Origin of the sequence: Neptuniibacter sp. QD48_55, from assembly GCF_047778115.1 — a bacterium.
Classification (GTDB): domain Bacteria; phylum Pseudomonadota; class Gammaproteobacteria; order Pseudomonadales; family Balneatricaceae; genus Neptuniibacter.
The window spans coordinates 1,023,995-1,043,876 of sequence record NZ_CP180555.1; the positions used below are offsets into that span (position 1 = coordinate 1,023,995).

At 42.8% G+C, this 19,882-nt stretch carries 23 protein-coding genes and 1 tRNA gene; 22 read left to right on the forward strand and 2 right to left on the reverse strand.

Going from position 1 to position 19,882, the window contains the following annotated elements:
• Window positions 1-13: 13 nt before the first annotated feature.
• Genes ACMXYW_RS04555 through ACMXYW_RS04585 form a run of 7 tightly spaced genes read left to right on the forward strand, consistent with a single transcriptional unit; the run spans window position 14 to window position 5,263 of the window.
• Window positions 14-802, forward strand: coding sequence for a putative hydro-lyase (locus tag ACMXYW_RS04555; RefSeq protein WP_415905378.1), 789 nt, complete (start codon window positions 14-16; stop codon window positions 800-802).
• A gap of 39 nt (window positions 803-841) precedes the next feature.
• Window positions 842-1,576: a 5-oxoprolinase subunit PxpA gene (locus tag ACMXYW_RS04560; RefSeq protein WP_415905379.1), complete on the forward strand. Its 735-nt coding sequence runs from the start codon at window positions 842-844 to the stop codon at window positions 1,574-1,576.
• The gene (pxpB, locus tag ACMXYW_RS04565) at window positions 1,573-2,250 is read left to right on the forward strand and encodes a 5-oxoprolinase subunit PxpB (protein ID WP_415905380.1); all 678 of its coding nucleotides are present in this window, start codon (window positions 1,573-1,575) and stop codon (window positions 2,248-2,250) included. The genes ACMXYW_RS04560 and pxpB overlap by 4 nt, the downstream gene beginning before the upstream one ends.
• Complete coding sequence (locus ACMXYW_RS04570; RefSeq protein ID WP_415905381.1) at window positions 2,247-3,191, forward strand: biotin-dependent carboxyltransferase family protein; 945 nt, start codon at window positions 2,247-2,249, stop codon at window positions 3,189-3,191. The genes pxpB and ACMXYW_RS04570 overlap by 4 nt, the downstream gene beginning before the upstream one ends.
• Window positions 3,192-3,224: 33 nt before the next feature.
• A complete protein-coding gene (locus ACMXYW_RS04575) occupies window positions 3,225-4,091 on the forward strand; it encodes a DUF4392 domain-containing protein (protein WP_415905382.1) in 867 nt (288 codons plus the stop codon).
• Window positions 4,088-4,951, forward strand: a complete 864-nt coding sequence (locus ACMXYW_RS04580; RefSeq protein WP_415905383.1) for an aminotransferase class IV — start codon at window positions 4,088-4,090, stop codon at window positions 4,949-4,951. Before ACMXYW_RS04575 ends, ACMXYW_RS04580 begins: the two co-directional genes overlap by 4 nt.
• A gap of 30 nt (window positions 4,952-4,981) precedes the next feature.
• The gene (locus ACMXYW_RS04585; protein WP_415905384.1) at window positions 4,982-5,263 is read left to right on the forward strand and encodes an HlyU family transcriptional regulator; all 282 of its coding nucleotides are present in this window, start codon (window positions 4,982-4,984) and stop codon (window positions 5,261-5,263) included.
• Between the two features lie 27 nt (window positions 5,264-5,290).
• Here ACMXYW_RS04585 and ACMXYW_RS04590 read toward each other — a convergent pair whose 3' ends face one another.
• The gene (locus tag ACMXYW_RS04590) at window positions 5,291-5,941 is read right to left on the reverse strand and encodes a putative 2OG-Fe(II) oxygenase (protein ID WP_415905385.1); all 651 of its coding nucleotides are present in this window, start codon (window positions 5,939-5,941) and stop codon (window positions 5,291-5,293) included.
• Window positions 5,942-6,233: 292 nt separating this feature from the next.
• Here ACMXYW_RS04590 and ACMXYW_RS04595 point away from each other — a divergent pair, with 292 nt between their 5' ends.
• The 3 genes from ACMXYW_RS04595 (at window position 6,234) to ACMXYW_RS04605 (ending at window position 9,233) form a co-directional block, all read left to right on the forward strand.
• Complete coding sequence (locus ACMXYW_RS04595; protein WP_415900433.1) at window positions 6,234-7,310, forward strand: TRAP transporter substrate-binding protein; 1,077 nt, start codon at window positions 6,234-6,236, stop codon at window positions 7,308-7,310.
• Window positions 7,311-7,393: 83 nt separating this feature from the next.
• Window positions 7,394-7,930: a TRAP transporter small permease subunit gene (locus ACMXYW_RS04600; RefSeq protein WP_415883834.1), complete on the forward strand. Its 537-nt coding sequence runs from the start codon at window positions 7,394-7,396 to the stop codon at window positions 7,928-7,930.
• Between the two features lie 13 nt (window positions 7,931-7,943).
• Window positions 7,944-9,233 (forward strand): TRAP transporter large permease, encoded by a 1,290-nt coding sequence (locus ACMXYW_RS04605; protein WP_415905386.1) that lies wholly within the window; start codon window positions 7,944-7,946, stop codon window positions 9,231-9,233.
• 114 nt (window positions 9,234-9,347) lie between these two features.
• Here the strand turns inward: ACMXYW_RS04605 and ACMXYW_RS04610 are convergent, their stop codons facing one another.
• Window positions 9,348-10,211: a DUF4922 domain-containing protein gene (locus tag ACMXYW_RS04610; RefSeq protein ID WP_415905387.1), complete on the reverse strand. Its 864-nt coding sequence runs from the start codon at window positions 10,209-10,211 to the stop codon at window positions 9,348-9,350.
• Between the two features lie 73 nt (window positions 10,212-10,284).
• Here ACMXYW_RS04610 and ACMXYW_RS04615 point away from each other — a divergent pair, with 73 nt between their 5' ends.
• From ACMXYW_RS04615 to ACMXYW_RS04670, 12 genes are all read left to right on the forward strand, one after another.
• Complete coding sequence (locus ACMXYW_RS04615; RefSeq protein ID WP_415887371.1) at window positions 10,285-11,640, forward strand: cache domain-containing protein; 1,356 nt, start codon at window positions 10,285-10,287, stop codon at window positions 11,638-11,640.
• A 19-nt stretch (window positions 11,641-11,659) separates the two neighbouring features.
• Window positions 11,660-12,304 carry a response regulator gene (locus ACMXYW_RS04620; RefSeq protein WP_415905388.1) on the forward strand — a complete coding sequence of 215 codons (645 nt, stop codon included), beginning with the start codon at window positions 11,660-11,662 and terminating at the stop codon, window positions 12,302-12,304.
• A gap of 340 nt (window positions 12,305-12,644) precedes the next feature.
• A tRNA-Val gene (locus ACMXYW_RS04625) sits at window positions 12,645-12,721 on the forward strand.
• 403 nt (window positions 12,722-13,124) lie between these two features.
• Window positions 13,125-13,409: a hypothetical protein gene (locus ACMXYW_RS04630; protein ID WP_415905389.1), complete on the forward strand. Its 285-nt coding sequence runs from the start codon at window positions 13,125-13,127 to the stop codon at window positions 13,407-13,409.
• Between the two features lie 80 nt (window positions 13,410-13,489).
• Window positions 13,490-14,878 carry a HEPN domain-containing protein gene (locus tag ACMXYW_RS04635; protein ID WP_415905390.1) on the forward strand — a complete coding sequence of 463 codons (1,389 nt, stop codon included), beginning with the start codon at window positions 13,490-13,492 and terminating at the stop codon, window positions 14,876-14,878.
• Between the two features lie 75 nt (window positions 14,879-14,953).
• On the forward strand, window positions 14,954-15,244 hold the full coding sequence (locus ACMXYW_RS04640) for a hypothetical protein (RefSeq protein ID WP_415905391.1): 291 nt from the start codon (window positions 14,954-14,956) through the stop codon (window positions 15,242-15,244).
• A gap of 81 nt (window positions 15,245-15,325) precedes the next feature.
• Complete coding sequence (locus tag ACMXYW_RS04645; protein WP_415905392.1) at window positions 15,326-15,937, forward strand: hypothetical protein; 612 nt, start codon at window positions 15,326-15,328, stop codon at window positions 15,935-15,937.
• 76 nt (window positions 15,938-16,013) lie between these two features.
• Window positions 16,014-16,658 (forward strand): hypothetical protein, encoded by a 645-nt coding sequence (locus tag ACMXYW_RS04650; protein ID WP_415905393.1) that lies wholly within the window; start codon window positions 16,014-16,016, stop codon window positions 16,656-16,658.
• A gap of 129 nt (window positions 16,659-16,787) precedes the next feature.
• A complete protein-coding gene (locus ACMXYW_RS04655; RefSeq protein ID WP_415905394.1) occupies window positions 16,788-17,102 on the forward strand; it encodes a hypothetical protein in 315 nt (104 codons plus the stop codon).
• 69 nt (window positions 17,103-17,171) lie between these two features.
• Entirely contained in the window at window positions 17,172-18,182 is a 1,011-nt protein-coding gene (locus ACMXYW_RS04660; RefSeq protein WP_415905395.1) for a restriction endonuclease, read from the forward strand.
• 67 nt (window positions 18,183-18,249) lie between these two features.
• Complete coding sequence (locus ACMXYW_RS04665) at window positions 18,250-18,789, forward strand: hypothetical protein (protein WP_415905396.1); 540 nt, start codon at window positions 18,250-18,252, stop codon at window positions 18,787-18,789.
• Between the two features lie 104 nt (window positions 18,790-18,893).
• The gene (locus ACMXYW_RS04670; protein ID WP_415905397.1) at window positions 18,894-19,469 is read left to right on the forward strand and encodes a hypothetical protein; all 576 of its coding nucleotides are present in this window, start codon (window positions 18,894-18,896) and stop codon (window positions 19,467-19,469) included.
• Window positions 19,470-19,882 lie beyond the last annotated feature (413 nt).

Here is a 19,882-nt window from a genome sequence, read left to right on the forward strand (position 1 = left end):
AGTAGGATCAATTATGTATTCAGATAAATCACCATTGCAGATACGCCAGATGATTCGTCGAGGAGAGTTCCAAGATAACACCTCCGGAGTGGCGGCGGGTTTTGTGCAAGGTAATTTGGTTATTTTGCCTAAAGATTATGCCGGTGATTTTTTACAGTTTTGTCAGTTAAACCCTAAGCCTTGCCCCCTGATTGGTATGTCCGAGAATCCAGGTGAATTCATGCTGCCGAGTTTAGGAGAAGATCTAAATATTTGTACTGATATTCCCAAATATCGAGTCTATCGGGATGGTGAGTTAATCGAAGAGCTGCCAGATGTATCTGGATTGTGGCGAGATGATCTGGTCACCTTTGTTCTAGGTTGCTCCTTTTCATTCGAAGAAGCGCTTCTGGCGGATGGTTTAGAGATCCGAAATATCTCTGAAGGGGTTAATGTGCCTATGTATCGAACCAATATCCCTTGTAAGCCCGCTGGATGTTTTAGTGGCGATACGGTTGTCAGTATGCGGCCAATGAAGGCGGCAGATGCGATACGAGCTATTCAGATCTGTAGCCGTTTCCCTTCTGTCCATGGCGCGCCTCTACATTTGGGTGATCCTGCAGAGATCGGTATTGAAGATATTCGCAACCCTGATTTTGGCGATGCAGTCACAATTAAGAAGGGTGAACTGCCTGTTTTTTGGGCATGTGGTGTAACGCCTCAAGTGGCAATAGAACAGGCCAAGCCCTTGTTCTGTATTACTCATAGCCCAGGCCATATGATCGTGACAGACCTACCCAATAGCCGCCTTGCCATCTTCTGATCAAGGCGTGATTGAAGGTTTTGATTTAAGGAATACTGAATGAGTTTAAAGCTAAATTGTGATCTAGGTGAAAGCTTCGGTTCATGGAAAATGGGACTGGATGAGGCTGTGATGCCGCATATTGATCAGGCAAACATCGCTTGTGGTTTTCATGCCGGTGATCCGTTGGTTATGCAGAAAACATTGGCACTCGCCAAACAAAACGGCGTCATAATTGGTGCGCACCCGGGATATCCTGATCTTGTTGGCTTTGGTCGACGTAGTCTAAAAGTGAGCTCTGATGAACTGACATCGATGCTGCTTTATCAGATCTCTGCATTAGATGGGATGGCAGCCAGTGTAGGACTAGAGCTTACTTATGTTAAACCTCATGGTGCGATGTATAACGATATGATGGCGGATACTTCAGTTCGACAAGATGTTATGCGTGCTATAGCGGCTTACCACAAACCATTAAGGTTGATGTTGCAAAGTACTCCACAGGCGGAACAACATCGGGAAGAAGCAAAGCAGATAGGTATCGAACTGTGGTTTGAGATATTTGCTGATCGTTGTTACGCCGATGATGGCAAGCTTTTGTCACGTTCACTTCCAGGCGCAGTTCATAGCAAAGAGAAAATGTTGGCTCAAGTACGCCAGCTCAAAGAGATTGGCACTGTCACAACCGTAAATGGCCATCAACTTAAACTGCAGGCCGATACGTTGTGTGTACATGGGGATAATATGGAGGGCGTTAATGCAATCCAAGAGATCCGAGAGTTAATCCAGTCATGAGAATAGAAGTAGCAGGGGAAAATGCGCTGATCATCTATTTTGGTGATAAAGCCAGCCCAGAAACCTCTGCCAAAGTGCAGCACGCTGTTTCTGTGCTAGAGATAGAGTTAGCCGATAAGCTCATCGATCTCGTCCCTTCCTATGCGTCTTTGTTAGTGATCTACGATCTGTTTAGCTGTGACCATCTGGAGATTAAAAAACACCTCCGTGAGTTACTCACTCAGCTCGATCAAGCTGAACAGCAGGTGGGAGATCTAGTTTCTTTACCTGTTTATTACAGTCCGGAATCGGGCCCTGACCTAGAGATGTTGGCTCAAAATACGAATTTGGAAGTGGATGAAGTGATCCAGATCCACAGCCAACAAGAGTACAGAGTTTATGCCATAGGTTTTGCCCCTGGATTTGCCTATTTAGGAGAGGTCGATCCTAGAATCGCTGCACCGCGTTTATCCACACCTAGACAAAAAGTGCCTAAAGGCGCCGTAGCTATCGCTGATCGGCAGACCGCCGTGTATCCAGCTGAATCTCCAGGTGGCTGGAATTTGATAGGTTTGTGTCCAACTGAAATGTTTACCCCGGACAAAACGCCGAATATGCCGGTTAAGGTTGGGGATAGAGTGATGTTTAAGCCAATTACGCGAGACGAATATCTCGCATTAGGCGGACAGTTATGAGCGAAATGGGTTTTAAAGTATTACAGCCGGGCCTGTTAACACTTATTCAAGATGCAGGACGGTTTGGTCACCATCGGATTGGTTTAACTACCGGTGGGCCTCTAGATACGCAGGCCTTTAAATGGGCTAATCGTTTATTAGGTAATGACCTAAATAGCTCTCTTCTGGAAGTTAGTGTTGGCGGATTGGTGTTGGAATCCCATGTCGATACCTACATGGTTGTAACTGGGGCAGATATCCCGTTTAAGGTTAATGGTTTGGAAAGGGAGTGTTGGCATGCACAGAAAATCCAACAAGGGGATCGGATCGAGTTAGGGTTTGCAACCAAAGGCGCGAGAGCTTATTTAGCGGTGAGTGGTGGATTTGAAATAGAGCATAGTTTCTCCAGCAGCGCGACGGTAATGAGAGAAGGTGTCGGCGGTATAGATGGCGGTAAGCTTCAACAAGATGATTTTCTATACTGTACAGAAGTAAATGAGGCTAGAGCCTATCGCCTAGCTGAGCATCATCGACCGCAATACGATGAACATGCCAGCTTAAGGGTTATCTGCGGTTATCAACAGCATCTTTTTAGCGAACACAATAAACGTATATTTTTTAGTAGCGAGTATGAAGTTACGGATCGAGCGGACCGAATGGGTTATCGGCTATCAGGCCCTGAAGTTAAAGCGACGGTAGATGGCATCTTATCGGAAGGAATCTGCCATGGTGCTATTCAGATCCCGGCAGATGGGCAACCTATCGTTTTACTTAATGATCGACAAACCATCGGAGGCTACCCGAAAATTGGCTCGATGCTTTCATTAGATACCGCAAAAATGGCGCAAATGATGCCGGGTGCCAAAGTCTCGTTTGAGCAGATCACGATTGATGATGCGCATAATATTCAATCACTAACGCAGAAAAAGTTTGAACGAACCGAGCCAGATAAAGTGAATTAGCGATCTACAAGTATCAGTTGTATAGGTGCCGTTATGCCAAATGAAGCCACGATAAGTAAGCAAATTGAGGACCTATTGGTTGCTAGAAATTTGCGTGGCATGCAAACGATCCAGCCGGAGTTGGAATCTGGCTATTACCTGCGAGCAGCTCGAATGCTTAATCGATGCAGAGGGCATGTATTGATTGGAACGGGCTTCCCGGTTGTGGATACTTTTGAAACGGATGGGCCGGTAGGTGCCATTGCGCTGTATAAAGTATTAGAAGCGATTGGAGCAACCCCAGTTATTGTATGTGGTCCACCAGTGTCTCAGGCGCTGATGTCTGATTATAGAGTTCATGAAATTCGTGTGGGCGAGCATAAAGAGCGCACATTGGAAGCATTCCAAGCGCTGTATCAATATAACCCCGAAGCTGTGATCTCTATTGAGCGACCAGGTCAGGCTGAAGATGGGCGCTATTACAATATGCGCGGTGAGAACATCAGCGATCGTACGGCTTGTTTTGATACATTCATTCTTAATGCTAAATGCCCAACCATCGGCATAGGTGATGGTGGCAATGAAATAGGTATGGGTAATGTAAAAGACGCTCTTAAAACTCTTGATATCAAAGCGTCGGTTACAGAAGTGGATGAGTTGTTAATTACGGATGTCTCTAACTGGGGTGCCTACGGCATTATTGCTTTTCTAAGTTTTTGGAACCATCGAGATTTTTTTGCCGATATACAGCCCCTGGAGATACTTCGTTATCTTTCCAAATTAGGCAGCGTCGATGGTGTGACAAGAGAAAATGAGTTAACAGAAGATGGTTTGCCAGCATCCGAAGGACAAAGCGTGATTAATGAGTTAAGGCAAATTATTGGTCTGGTAAAAGAATTAAGTGGAGGGATTTCTCTATGAGCATTGCATACCTTAATGGTGATTTCCTACCGTTGTCAGAAGCACGTATCTCGCCCTTAGACCGCGGTTTCCTCTTCGGTGATGGTATCTACGAAGTCATACCTTACTATCAGGGACAATCGGTTGGTTTAGGTTTACATATCCAACGTATGTTAAATGGCTTGGCAGAGATCGAAATTGAGTGCTCCCTCACTGCTGAACAATGGCGCAATTTATTAAATGATCTGATCGATAAAAACAGTGAGCAAGTTGAAAACCTAGGGGTATACGTGCATGTTTCCCGAGGTACGGACGATAAACGCTACCATGCATATCCTGAAGGCGTAGAGCCGACCATATTTGCATACACTTTCGCGATCAAAGACCCAGAACCGGTCGATCGAGAAAAAGTAACTCAATACAGTTTGGTTAGTACAGAAGATTTAAGGTGGCAACGCTGCCATATTAAATCGACGGCCCTGTTAGGAAATGTAATTCATTTTCAACAAGGCTACTCTGCTGGTAGCGATGAAACGCTGTTGTATAACGCAGATCATCAGCTTACTGAAGGTAGTGCGTGTAACGTCTTTATCGTTAAAGATGGTGTTGTACTGACGCCTAAGTTAGATAATCAGATCCTGCCGGGGATTACTCGCCGGATTATTATTGATAGCTTAAAAACAGATGGAACAATTCCCGTTGAGGAGCGAACTATTACGATGGATGAGGTGCGTTTTGCGGATGAGTTATGGATCACCAGCTCTTCTAAAGAGATTGCTCCGGTAACACAACTTGATGGACAACCTGTAGGTAATGGTAAAGTAGGTGACATCTGGGAAAAGGCATTCGCCATTTATACCGCAGCAAAATTTTCGTATTGATACGTAATCAATTTTTCAAAGGTTATTTAAATGTCTCTGATTAAAAAAATCAGCGAGTTTTTCACAGCTAATAAAACAGAACCAGAATCGACGAGTAGTTTTATCGAGGTGGAATACAACGGCTATATCATAAAGCCTATGCCGATATCAGAAGATGCGGGGTATAGAGTCAATGGTTTGATTGAGAAGGGTGAACAGTCTCATCGCTTTATCCGTGCAGATGTTTTGATGGAAGAAACTCAATGCGCGGATGAGATGGTGCGTAAATCCAAGTGTATGATCGATCAGCAGGGTGATTCGATTTTTAGATAGTTAAGTTTTAAAAGAAGCCTACAGGGGCTATTTAACTTCTAGTGTCGCGTTAAATGCCATCGAGCGACGTTCCCCTTCACCAATAAAGGGTTCAGCGCCATGGAGTAACCAACCTGGGAAAAGGTAAAAATCACCGACCTCAGGCTTTACACTTAAAAGTGATTTAGAAAAACGCTGCTTATTACCTTCGATAAAATTCAGATATCCCGCTTTGCGTCCCGAGATATAGTTTCTTTCTTCTTGACCAGGGTCAGTCTTTTCAGGGACTTTTAGGAATAACACTCCTGAAATATCACCAGAATGGAAATGCACTGGGCTAGGTGTGTTTTGATATTGGCTCACGATCCAAAAGACTTCATAGATTGCTCTATCTAACTGACTACCTTCTGCTTCCTTCACATAATCGTTAATTAATCTACCGATAGTATCGGCAAGTGAAGGTACTCCACCAAAAACGATTTCTTCAGGAAGCATAAATTCTGAGCTTTCAGTTTTGGAAATATGCTGGTCAGCAAATAGATTAATCTTGTCGATTAATTCTACAGATAGTTTAGTTTTAGTAATCAATGGCCCAAAAGGCGACAGAAGCTCAATTCCAGCATTAGATGAGCTGGGAGAAGAATTTTCTGGATTGGCTTCATACTTTCTTAAGCGGCGTGTTCTTTGTTGTTCTGTCATAAGAGATTAGCCTTTTGGGAATGTTGTTACATAATATCTTTGCTAGCAGATAAATCTAGCGGTTCTACGTAGTACTACGTAGGTCATCTAAGTAATCTATCTAGTACTTATGCGCATTTATCCCAATATCGGGGTATCACATGCTGTGTAAGACTATAAGAGCTAGCATGGTTATAGTTTTAGGCGTGTTAGCTGTGGTCGTAGTTGGGGTGGACAGGAGATTGTTTCAGTTGCGACCACACTTATATGACGGTTAGAAATCGCGTTTTATAGAGAGAGGATGATAATAAAAATGTTCAAAATGACTTTTCCTAAGCAGTTAATTACTGCAGCTGCATGTACTGCAGTACTGGCTACGCCAGCAATGGCTGCTGACAAGGTTTACAAACTGAAGCTGGCAGAAACTTGGCCTACTAACTTCCCAGTTTTTGGTGATGCGACTAAAAACATGGCTAAGCTAGCTGAAGAGATGTCCAACGGCCGTCTTAAAATTCAAATCGACTCTAAGAACAAGCACAAAGCACCACTAGGTGTTTTCGATATGGTTCGCTCTGGTCAGTATGACATGGGTCACTCCGCGTCTTACTACTGGAAGGGTAAAGTACCAAATACGCTTTACTTCACAACTATGCCATTTGGTATGACTGCACCTGAACAGTACGGTTGGTTCTACTACGGTGGTGGTCAGGAACTAATGGATGAGGTTTACGGCAAGTTCAACCTAATGTCCTTCCCTGGTGGTAACACAGGTAATCAGATGGGCGGTTGGTTCCAGAAAGAGATCAACTCTCTGGAAGACCTACAAGGTCTGAAAATGCGTATCCCTGGCTTCGCGGGTGAAGTTCTAGCTAAGCTAGGTGCGAAACCAACTAACATTCCAGCAGGTGAGCTTTACACTGCACTTGAGCGTCGTACGATCGATGCATTGGAGTGGGTAGGTCCTTCTCTTGACCTACGTATGGGTTTCCACAAGATCGCTCCTTACTACTACACTGGCTGGCATGAGCCTGCGACTGAGCTTCAGTTCTTGATCAACAAGAAGAAGTTTGAGCGTCTACCAGCAGATCTTCAGCAGATCCTTAAAACAGCAATGCGTACTGCGGCGTACGATATGTACATCCAGTCTTACCACTCTTCTGCTGAAAACTGGGCAAGCATGAAAACTGAATTCCCGAACATTCAGGTTAAATCTTTCCCAGCTGAAGTAATCAGCGCAATGCGTAAAGCTAACGATGAGCTACTTGCTGAAAAAGCAGCTGCTGATCCACTAGCTAAGAAAATTCTTGAGTCTCAGTCTGCGTACATGGAAAAAGCACGTGCATGGACAGATATCTCTGACAAAGCTTACCTAAACAGCTTGTCTAAGTAATCGAGTCGTAAGAACCCCCTCGTTGGTGCTCTGGACATTGTCCCGATCCGGAGCACCAACTTCTTAATCTTCTAGGAGAAATCATGTTTCTAGTGAGACTGGAGCAGGTGATCAACAGCTTTTCAGATTTGATGGGCAAGATCTCTGCAGTTCTATTTGTAATCATGCTGTTCAATGTCTTTATCGACGTTGTAATGCGCTATGTCTTTAATGATGTCTCCATCGGGATGCAAGAATTAGAGTGGCACCTATATGCAGCAGTTTTTCTATTAGGTGTGTCCTACACGTTACGGGTCGGTGGCCACGTACGTGTTGACCTGATCTACGAACGTTTATCAGGCAAAACCAAAGCAATGATCGATATGTTGGGTTGTGTATTTCTACTCTTCCCGTTCTGTGCCCTTGTCGGTTGGTACGGTATCGATTTTGCGCGTGAATCATTTGAATTAGGTGAGACCTCGGGCGATCCGGGTGGTCTTCCTTATCGTTGGATTATCAAATCCGTTATCCCTTTTGCTTTCTTTGCCATGTTGATTAGCGGTATCGGTTTGTTCCTTAAATCTTTAAACATCTTCTTGGGCAACACCAAAGAAGATCATTACCAACCACCACAGCACTAAGGGGCGTTTAGTAATGATTGGTATTATTATGTTTGTTGTGGCGCTGTTGATGCTGCTTGTCGGCTTCCCAGTTGCCTTTACCTTTGGTGGTGTAGCGTTGTTCTTCGGTGTATTTGCTGAAGGCGCTGAAATGTTTGCTTTCATGCCGTTCCGTATTCAGAGCATTATGGAAAACACGGTATTGATGGCGGTTCCTCTATTTATTTTCATGGGTATCGTTTTACAGAAAACTCAGTTGGCTGAGCAGTTGCTTGAGTCCATGGGTAAACTGTTTGGCGGTGTTCGCGGCGGTTTGGCAATCTCTACTGTACTGGTAGGTGCATTGCTAGCGGCTTCTACCGGTGTAGTAGGTGCATCTGTTGTAGCAATGGGTCTGATCTCGCTACCGGTAATGTTGAAGTACAAATACGACAAGTCACTTGCCTGCGGTACGATCTGTGCGTCGGGTACGCTAGGTCAGATTATTCCGCCATCGATCATCCTAATTATCTTGGGTGACGTTCTGGGTATCCCAGTTGGTGATCTGTTTAAAGCAGCGGTAGGCCCAGGTCTAATGTTGATCGGTATCTACGTTGTTTACATCCTAATCTACAGCTTTGTTAAGCCAGAAGCAGCGCCAGCATTGCCTTTAGACGACGATGTTGATTCTAAGCGCGAGCAATACATGAAAGCGCTTAAAGCGATCATTCCACCACTAGCACTGATCTTGATTGTATTGGGTTCTATCTTCGCAGGTATTGCGACACCAACTGAATCTTCTGCACTAGGTGGCGTAGGCGCGATTGTATTGGCGGCTATGTACCGTCAGTTCAGCTGGAAGATGGTTCTAGAGTCTGCAACTGAAACGGTAAAAGTTACCGCGATGGTATTTGCGATCCTGTTGGGTGCGACAGCCTTCTCTATGGCGTTCACTTACACAGGTGGTGACTACATTGTTGAAGAAGTTCTATCTGATCTACCAGGTGGTGCTCAGGGCTTCTTGATCCTATCCATGATTGCGATCTTGATCCTAGGTTTCTTCATCGACTTCGTAGAGATCAGTTTTATCATCGTACCGATCTTGGCACCGGTTGCTGATGCACTAGGTATTGCGCCTGTATGGTTTGCGATCCTAATCGCGATGAACCTACAAACAAGTTTCTTAACTCCGCCATTTGGCTTCAGTCTGTTCTACCTCAAAGGTGTTGCACCGCCGAGCGTACAGACAATGGATATCTATAAAGGTGTTATGCCTTTCATCCTGATGCAGGTAGCGGTTGTTATCTCAATCCTAGTATTCCCAGGATTCTACGGTTTGGCGTAAGACGGTTGAGTGACCGTTATCACTCTTCTCTCTGGGCGGACCACCGCCCAATTAATGGTTCATTCCCATTTGCCCCGTTTATCGGGGCGTTTTTTTGTCAGAAGTTGAGTCGTTTTATTTTAGTAAACCGCTAACTTCTGACAGCGCTTTGCAAAGCCCTTGCTGCGTGATCAACTTAGCTTGGGCTTTATCTTTCACTAAGATAGATCCCACAAAAGCTAGGGCGTTCAGCGAAATGCCTTTAAAGGCTTCCTGCTTGCGTGGCACGACCATCATCCACTCATGAGTGAGTAGCAGATTGTGTGGTGGCACGGTCTTATCCCCCGAGCTTTCTAGAGACAGTGTCGTGCGCAGTCGATCATACAAGTGCTGTAATTGAGTTGCTGAATCTTCAGGTGTGTGCCCGTCGAACAGATCATTCGGCAGGGCGAGTGCCGCATGTTCGAAGGGGAGGGAATCTAACTTTCGTGGTACTTCATCATGAAGTTGCTCAAACTGCGGGCTAAAGGGAATTAGATCAGCTGCGTTTTCATCTAACTGGATTAACTGTAGATGTTTGTGTGCTTGGCTAGCACCGGCTTCGGCTGAACTATTATAAAAAGCGAGCGTCGGGCCTTGGGTTAAGCATTGATATAAGGCGCTAAAATCATCGAGCGAAAGCAGAATGTTTTGCTGCTCAAAGTGATTGGTTACTAACAGCAGGTGCTGCTCTAAGACGTTAAACTTGTTCAGTAGTAACTTATGATTATCACCCACAGGGCCAACATAAAGACTCGGTTCGTGGGGAAGAAAAGGGTCATTATGTGATGTCGTTGAGTTGGCTTTGGCCTTCTCTTTTAAGCTGGATAATTGCCTTAGTTGGAAGTGTAGCTCGCCTTCTTGAACCTTATGTGATGAGGTTGTCAGGCTCTTTAACTCGCCGCGGCGAGACGCCGATGTGTAAAGTACTTCAGCCTTTGACCATAGTGAGAAATCCATGGAGTGTTATACCCCGCATCCTTTATACTGGAATCTTAACTATCAGCCGAAATGATCAGGAAAGCTAGTACCAATGAAACGGGTTACAGCCTCTTTAAAAACCAAAATCCTACTGCTTTCCATTTTGCCACTGGTGATGGTGACTGTGGCTGTTACCATGATCAGCTTGACCCAAGCCAAGCATCTCTCTGAGCAAGAGATTCACACCTTCGAAGAAAACTTACTGCGCTCTAAACGCCAAGAGCTACAAAACTACGTAGAGCTGGCGATGAACTCGATTGAGCATATAGTCAAAGATGCTCAGCCGGGGGATAAAGTTGCTGAAGAAAAAGTTAAAAACATTCTCGATGGCCTGACCTACGGCGAAGATGGCTACTTCTTTGTCTATGACCGTCAGGGTGTTAACTTGGTCCATCCGATTCAACATGAATTGATCGGTCAAAACCTGATGGATCTTAAAGATGAAAATGGCAAGATGGTGATCCGTGATCTCATCGAAGTAGCGAAAAAAGGCGGTGGTTTTTACCGCTATGTTTGGAAAAAGCCTTCTAAGGGTGATCTGGAAGATAAGCTCAGTTATGTGGTCGAGATCCCCAAGTTTAACTGGATGATGGGCACCGGTTTATATATCGATGATATTGCCAAAGAGGTTGCCTCAATCCGGCTTAAAGTAACCCGTAATATTCGTAATACCTTCTTTACCGTTGTGGTGATTTTGGCAGGAACCATCATCGTAATTGCTTTGGTGGGTATCGCAATCAACATGCATGCTTCTCAGCTTGCCGATAAACGCTTACGTGAACTTGCCCACAGTTACGTGCAGTTCCAAGTGAGCCAGCGTCGTAACTTTGCCCGAGAACTCCACGATGGTATTAACCAGTTAATGGTATCGGTTAAGTTTAGATTGGAGCTCGCGAGAGATAAGTTACTCAAACAGGATGAATCCGCCGCTAACGACCTCAACAAAGGCTGTGATGTTCTGAATATGGCGATCCAAGAAGTAAGACGTATCTCCCATGATCTGCGCCCAATACAGCTAGATGATCTAGGCTTAGAGTCAGCACTGCACAGTATGATCGCGGATTTCTCAGAGCGTACCGGTATACAGACCAATATTCGTTTAGAACTGCCAGAACAACGACTACCTGATGATATCGAAATTACCATGTACCGTATCGCCCAAGAAGCACTGACCAATATCGAAAAACACGCAGAGGCTACTCAAGTAGGGCTGCGCATTTGGTCTCGAGAAGGGTATATTTGGGTCGAAGTAACGGACGATGGCAAAGGGTTCTCTCCAGGGAAGACAGCTTCAGGCATCGGCTTACTTAATATGCGAGAACGTACCGAACTGTTAAGTGGACGTTTTGGTGTGAAAAGTAAAATAGGGGCAGGTACGCGGATTCGTGCAGGGTTTACAATTCTTTAACTTGAATACAGTGGATAATATGAAAATACGTGTCGTGTTAGTAGATGATCATCCATTAGTGTTAGATGGCATTAGTGCACGTTTAGAAGGTGAAGAATCACTGGAAGTCGTGGGTATGGCTAATGATGGCAAGCAGGCACTGAAGCTCGCTGCTGAAGTGAAGCCCGACGTCGTGCTTATGGATGTCTCCATGCCTGTGATGAATGGCTTTGAAGCTACCGAACGATTCCGTGAAGAACAACCTGACATCAAAGTGCTGATCCTTAGCATGCATGATGATCGTGAATACATCGTTAAATTGATCAAATGCGGTGCAGCTGGTTACGTCTTGAAAGATGTCTCCTCAGAAGAGCTAATATCAGCGATCGAAACCATCTACCGAGGCGGTACTTACTTTAGTTCGGGCGCATCACAAGCACTATTCAGTCAGTTTGAACAAGCGGTGCCAGCTGTTGCTGAAGAAGAACAAGAGCCATTAACGGGTCGTGAAAAAGATGTACTTAAGCTGGTGGCTGAAGGAAACAGCAACAAAGAGATCGCGCGCGAGTTAGATATCTCCGTTCGCACAGTAGAAACCCACCGCCAAAATATCAAAAACAAACTCGATATCCACACCGCTGCAGGTCTAACGCGTTACGCGATAGAGAACAACTTGGTGGATTAAGTAGTAAGCGCCAATCTTTACTTGAGCCAATTTAGTGTCTGCCTATGGGGCGCTAATTCCGACTGAAAAATACCTCTTTATAGAGTTATCGCTCAGTTGGTTAGAGCGCTACCTTGATATGGTGGAAGTCGCAGGTTCGAGCCGAGCGCAGCGAGACCACATCGGAGCCAGCGACGATAGCCCCGAAGGGGAAGGAGCGGAGCGACGTATAATCTGCTTGGTCTTACTCACCGGTCCGAAAGGGTTATTATCCCTTTATTTACTTTTTGCTGCTTGATCCAAGCAAGTGGCTGCGTATAATACGCCAACACCTGCTCGCAACTTATCGCGATACAGATATAGGACTATAGCTCAGTTGGTTAGAGCGCTACCTTGACATGGTAGAGGTCGGCAGTTCGAATCTGCCTAGTCCTACCAATATCCCCTTAAAATACATAAAGTTATGAAATCGTATTAAGCTGGCAGCAGCCTTGGCTTTGTTAGTGTGACCAATATGTAACCAAGGGTTTATTCTTGGCTATCTATATCCCTTCATCCATACGCTAATACAACTTCTGTGGTGCTTTCACTAAATATAAAAAGTACATATCTAGTGTTTGAGCATGTCAAAAGGGCTAGATGCCCTAAACTATTCCCCTATAACATGATTTAAATACACAGAGCGTCCCGCACAGCTAACAAAAAGAGTATTCAAAGCATACTGGGAGGCGGCTTTAGGAATTATGTTTCATAGAACCATAGAAAGGGCGACTAAGATTTTATATAAAATTGCAGATGTTTGGCGTATGTATTCATAATCGGAGCGTTGATCTCAGTATTGATGTTGCCTTTTAATGAAACAGAGTACCTATACCAACCCTATATGGGTTGGGAACCAAGCTGGTTAGGCCTATTTAATTATGTAATAAACTCTTCAATTATGGGAACAGCGGGTTACTTCTTCTTGCGGCGCAAGATAACACTGTTTACTGTTATTGCAGGTGTCTCAGCGATTAGTACCATGCTTATTCAAGGCATCGTAGCTGGTTTGTGGCTAGTCGGTTTGGTTCTTTTAATGCTTTCAGCATGTCACATAGCTACTCGTCTGGCATCTCAAAAAACTTAAATTAAACATAACAATGAGCTCCTGTAATGATGTGCCTCGTGCGCCACTTAGCTGCTCGTTAGACTTCACAAGGATTCCGGGTGAGAATAAAAGAAGAATGGAAAAAGTCGGGGTACTTCTGGCTTCCTCACTCTGAGGATAAAAAAATACCAGGTACTCTTTCAATCTTAGATGGTGGGAAAATTGAGCTTGAGGTGGTTGGCCTCTTTGATGAAAGTATTGAAGCCCTTAACGGCAATGATGATTTAAGTAGAATTATTGGTCATATTGAAAAAGACGGCCTAGTTACGCTAGAAGATTGCTTTTATAAAACGAAAAATATTGCATTTGGCGGTATAAGTAAGTCACTGGTTTATGTCCGTAAAGTGATAAGTGGTGTTGCTTACGAACAAGATGAGAAAGCCATTTTTAATACAGTTTCCTTCACTGTAGAAGGGATAAATGAATGGGTAGGCATCACAGGAATAAATGTTGTTCATAGTGACGACTTTAAAACGGCCACTATAAGTTACGATCCGCAAGAAGAACTTATTTACAATTTAAGGTCAGGATTTAAGCTACATATCTTTTTTGGATATACCCTTCCTGGATGCGGAGATACAACAGAAGCACGGATAACGCACCAAACCTATTTCAAATTATCATCTGAAGTGGCTAGAGATTTTTCCGAGTTTAGTAAGATTGTTCATCAAGTTACGTATCTACTTTGTTTTGCTCTAGATTCTACAGTTACTATTAGTGATGTGTGTGCTACCTGTAACGATATAACCATAGAAATTTCAGAGGGAAACATAAGGCCTGCAAACATAAAGCTGTATTATCAAAGTCTACCCTTTTCTGAAGATTTACCCAATTTGGATAAGCATAAAATGCTATTTCGATTCTCAGATATACGTGAAAATGCAGAGCAAGTATTCAATAAGTGGCTTAGTACTTATTCCATTATACGGCCGTCTATAGGGTTATATTTCTCTGCAGTCTCGGGAGATCACAAATATCTTGATGGCAAATTTTTAGCACTTGCTCAAGGTCTTGAAACATATCACAGAAGAACCTCAACCGAGACTTTAATGGACGTAGCAGAATTCAGATCAATGGTTGCTTCTCTGTTATGGAACTGCCCAAAATCTAGAAGGAAGTGGCTGAAGGGTCGTGTACTTTACGGTAACGAAATAAATCTTGGGCAAAGAATCAAAAGAGTTATTAATCCTTACAAGTCGTATATAGGTAATTCAAAACAGCGAACTAAATTTGTTAGAAGTGTTGTTAATACTAGAAACTATCTTACTCACTACAGTGAGGAACTGGAAAAAGATTCAGCTAAAGCTTCGGAGCTTTGGGTGTTATGTCAAAAGATGGAAGCCGTTTTTCAACTTCACCTCCTTCAGCAGCTCGAGTTTAAAGAGTCAGATATCCAAAGAATACTTAGCAATAACTATAAGCTAAAGCAAAAGCTTGATGAAATCTAATTAAGTACATTTAGGTCTACATATACGCTTCGTTTCAGCCTTCCCTAGAACGCAGCGTTGTACATATGGTGATTTATGGACAAGATGAAGCTATATGAAGAAATGAAAATTAAAGAGAAAGCAAGGGCTCTATCTAAAGAGAAAGGGATTCCTTTTGAGCAAGCATATCAAATAATTAAAAAGCTACGTGCGGATATAGCGGCTAAAGAACAAAAAGTGCCTCGCACAAGCAGTTCTGCTAAGCGTGATTCAGCAAACCGTCGGAGAATCGAACGTAATAATGCCGTCAATGATTTTGGGAATAAATTAATATCAGGTGCTCCTCCTCTTCAAGGTGGTGCTCCTGGGAGCGGTAAGAAAAAGTAAATTATTTTATAACAAATAGCACTAGCGGATCGTCGCTGGTTCCTTACTATAAGTTAAGTGTTAGAACCTTAAACAATAATCATGGCAATTCAAGACTCGGATTCAGAAAGAAGAAATTTTATGGTCACTTCTATGGCCTTTATTATCTATTTTTATGCTGGCGGAAGTTTTGCTGAAAGTGAAATCCGTCTTCAGGTTATTAATGTTACTTTTAATGAGCCAAAAATCTTAGCTGCAATTGCTTGGATTCTCCATTTTTGGTTTTTCTATCGCTATTGGCAGAAGCATTCGAGTAGCTTTTTAGACGGCTTCGAAAACGAAATATATAACTATTACAAGAAAAACTATTTATCGGCATACGCTAGTAAAAAGCTAGGGCAATCCATTATTAAAGACGAGGATGAGGGTTACCATATTCATGGTATGGTCAGGGAGGACGGTAAATTTGGCATAAAATACTGCTATGCATCTAGTGTGGTTAGGGATCAAAGAACGGGAAAGATAATTTCTTGGTCAAACCGAAAAGATGACGATAAAGGCGAAATTTTTCTTGATGATTTTGAAGGTCATTGTTTGCGCTTTTGGACGTACACTGAGTGCTGTTTTCGTTATCCAAGTTTTGCGAACTATATAGTGCCATACATTCTATTTTTTATTGCGTTGTGTGGTCCAGTTTATGTATATGCGTTTTAACAAGTGAGTCTAAAGTGATGTTAGTACTTCGTGTGTTATATGCGGATGTTTTTTCTGATTAAGATAAGAGGTTCATTTGAGAGATAAAAAATTCTTGAAAAAAGTTTTTAGACATATCACAAATGCTCATCAAGGTATCGAAAGGAAAAACTACCAACAAGAAGCGGGATATGTTGCGGCAGTCATGGGGCGTCTTAGCGGTTCAATAAAAGATCCTAAAACTCATGGAACATTGGAATTTAAATTTCATACAGTCGTAGTTAATGATCGAGGGCCAGGAGCTGCGGAGAAAAAGTATGGAGCAGATTTTGCCATTGTATTTAAAAAACTAGGTGTCGAAAAAGAATGTTCTAAGGCGATTATTGGCCAAGCTAAGAATGGTCAATCTGATCAGCTTCCAAAGCAAGAGTTGAGCCGGCTGATTAGTCAGTGCAATAAAATGTCTAGTCATACAACAGATTACATTGTGATTGAAGCTCCACAAGATGGGGAGCTTACCCCAATGGTGCGAATTGGTGATAAACGAGAGCAGTTGAAAATCGGCAAAGATAGAGTCACCTTAGAGAATTATATTATGAATAAACTTGTAGGGTGTCGTCATGGTGATAAAAGAGATGGTTTTATAGATGCCGTTCAAGATAGTTCATTAGCTAAGTTAGAGATCATAACGAATGGCCTAGACCTTGATTTAACTCATGGCGGCCCTTCTTTGGAATCCTAAGCATGACAAAGAATTTAGGAATGACCCCAACGCTGAGTATTCTCAGTTTCAGGTTTACGGAGCAATAGTTTAGATAAAACGGCGAAGGTTGTTAGCGACACACTATGGCCTTGAATCTTAAGGAAGTTTATGAAGTACTTTTCAGTTTTTCTGGCACTATTTTTATTAGCGGGATGCTCTAAACAAGAGGGTTTAGAAGTAACTCTTGAGTCTACGGACAACACAGCGACTGTTTCAATTTCAAACAAAGAAGCGGTTTTTATTAAGGAGAGCAAAACTCATACGCTGTATGTCGCTAGCATTTCTGGTCAAAGTTTTCTTTTGAAGTCAGATGATAGCCTTTTAGAAGGTAACCTTACCTTTGACTATCAAAAGGAAACAGAGTCATGGTTATGCGCTACTTGTGTGCTATTAGGTTATCCACTCTTGTGGAAAAAGATATAACAAGGAAAGGTAGCGCGCTGGATGAGCTAACACGTGCTGCTTCAGGAGCTATGTACCAAGGAGCCAATGATGGGATCGATCACTTTTGCCGCAGGAACTTTTTCTGATCATTTACATGAGGTAATTGGTTATAAAGCTGGTATTGCTGTTTCAGTAGAAGAAATGTGTGATTTGGTCTCTGAATATGGGCACTCTGATACGATTCTCAGGTCTGAAAAAAATGGCCTTAGAATTAGATCGGAAGACTATGATCAACTCTACTATGATGTGCTACATAAGATTGGGGCTACTGATAGACCTTATCAAGGGATATTTGAAATATTTGAGTTGGCTAGAAAATTTACAGAGTTAAAAGGTGATGAATTTTCTCAAGGTGTATTTGATATTTATCACAGGCATATTGCTATACAAATGGAGCTAGCAAAAAATAATAATGCTCAGTCTTTAGATCCAACCAATATGATTAATGAAGCTTATGCTAAATATGGCGTTAGCGGTGCAGAGGCAATTTTAAAAATTGTTAGTGAGAATGATCGGTTGATGAAACTAAGCCCTCATGGTCGTCAAAGGTGGCGAGAGTGGGGTAATGTACTCGATTTGTCAGATCTTTTTTCAAAGTATCAACCCAGTGTAACTTATGGCAGTTTTTTTGATCAGAGATTTATAGACTTTTTATCTGTTAACTACAAAAAAATCGGCGTGATTCACTGGCGAAAGTTTGAAGAATTAGTCTGCGAGTGTTTTGAAAAATTTGGCTATGAAGTGGAATTAGGCCCAGGCTCAAATGATGATGGGGTTGATGTGAGGGTTTGGTCTGAAAAATCAGAAGATCCGAAATATATTATTCAATGTAAAAGGCAAAAGTCTAAAATTGATAAAGTAACAATCAAAGGTCTATATGCAGATGTTCTGGAAGAAGGAGCGGATATGGGATTACTAGTTACGACATCTGAATTTAGTCCAGGAGCTAGAAAAACAGTTGACGTTCGAGGCTATCCAGTTGAGGAAGTAAACTCATCGAAAATCAGAGCCTGGCTGTCTAGTTTAAGAACTCCAGGTACTGGCATAGTGCGAATCTAGCGATATAAAAAATATTGCCTGCAAGACTTAATAAGGGCTGACTCAGTCGAATAGGTGTTAAGTTTTTATGTTTGATGTTTTTGACAATGCATCAGTATCAGCTTTCATTGGCGCCTTTTCTGCATTCTTGCTTGTGGTCATAACTGATCGCAGGAGACTCTACAGAAGAAGGTCTATCTTAAAAAATGTGATCTCCGATAATGGCGAGCTCGCGAGGTTTAAACTGGATTCGGTTGAGCGAAATTTAAAACTAGTGGCTCAAGGTCAAATCTCGGATGCACCAATCATGGCTTTTCCCACATCCGCCGTTCAGGGACTGCAGTTCGAGGTCGTTGATGTTCTTGATGCTAATCAAAATCAGGGTGTATCAGTCCTTTTGTACTGGATGTCTTCTATTGATGCACAGATTAAAACTGCCGAGGAAAAGGCAGCGAAGGTCAAAACGCTTCAACTGAGAGAACCAGAAAGCAAAGAAAAGCTCATCCTTTTCCAGGAATATAGGGAGATTTTGGAAGAATCTGCAAAGAATCTTGAGCACCTGAACATACTAATACAGCACTACGTTTCGGGGAGACCGGAGAAAATTCAGGAATTCTCCCATGAATGAATTCGCATCTGACAACTCAATGATCTAAGTGTATTGCATGCTACGGTCGCAGTAACGCTCCGTTGCTATTGAAGTGTTAAGGTTATTGGAAGAGGAGATGAACTTTGAAGCTTTCAAAGGCAGCTACACTGGTCTGGGAAAATAGAGCTACTCTTAGGTTTGGGTCACGTAAGCATTGGGATGAGGATAGCTTTCTTGAATCGTGGGTAAATCATGAAAGCGAAGGACTTTGGCATAATAAAGAAGGCGTCTACTGGTTTTCATCTAGCGTTACTTGTGACAAGTTACTTGAGTATCAGAAGCCGCATGATCTACCTGATTCAGGTTGTAATTTTTCAGAGTTGGCTCAGATTAATTCTTCTTTGCTGTCTGGTAATTTGTGCCACGATTATGGGTTACCCATTTTATATAACGGGCAGCGAAGCCAAGTATTTTCTCGCCTAAGAGCGCATTTCAAAATTTCTGATGGGACGGGGGCTTTAGGCATACACAAATACCCGCTATCTGCCTTTGAGTGGTCAGCTTCCGTTTTTCATGTTGGTATGGTTAAAACAATTCCAGGACTCACTGAAACAGAAAGAGATTATCTGACGGATCTTCTTTGCAGCGAAACTGGGAGGCATGCCATTGAGGCTGCTTGGCGTAGCGAGTACGGTTGGCCGTTGCTTTGTAAAAAATGAATAGATAGCCAATACAAGGCGCTAGTTCACATGCAAATTACATTGTGCTTATTTACTTCAGACAGTTTGGTCAGTACATCCCGGAATAGTCGAATTGAGAATGGAAGTTGAAGAGTATCTAGAAAACAAAGTGATGGGGTACGAAAACCTTTCAAGCGATGAAAGAAAGGCAATTTCAAACTTCTCCCTTGTTTAGTCTCTTTTCGAAGCTAAGCTACTGGATGAAAATGCTTCCGCTAGAAAGATACTACAAAGAACGCAAGAATGGGTTAACGGACCGGGTATTGATGATGCTTTGATCGATGCCCATCTGAATTACTTTAAAGGTCGTTATGTAGAGGATGACAGGTTTAGTTATAGATTTGAGCACTTGCACTTAAGGTCGAATGATCATAAGCAATTGGTACGGGATG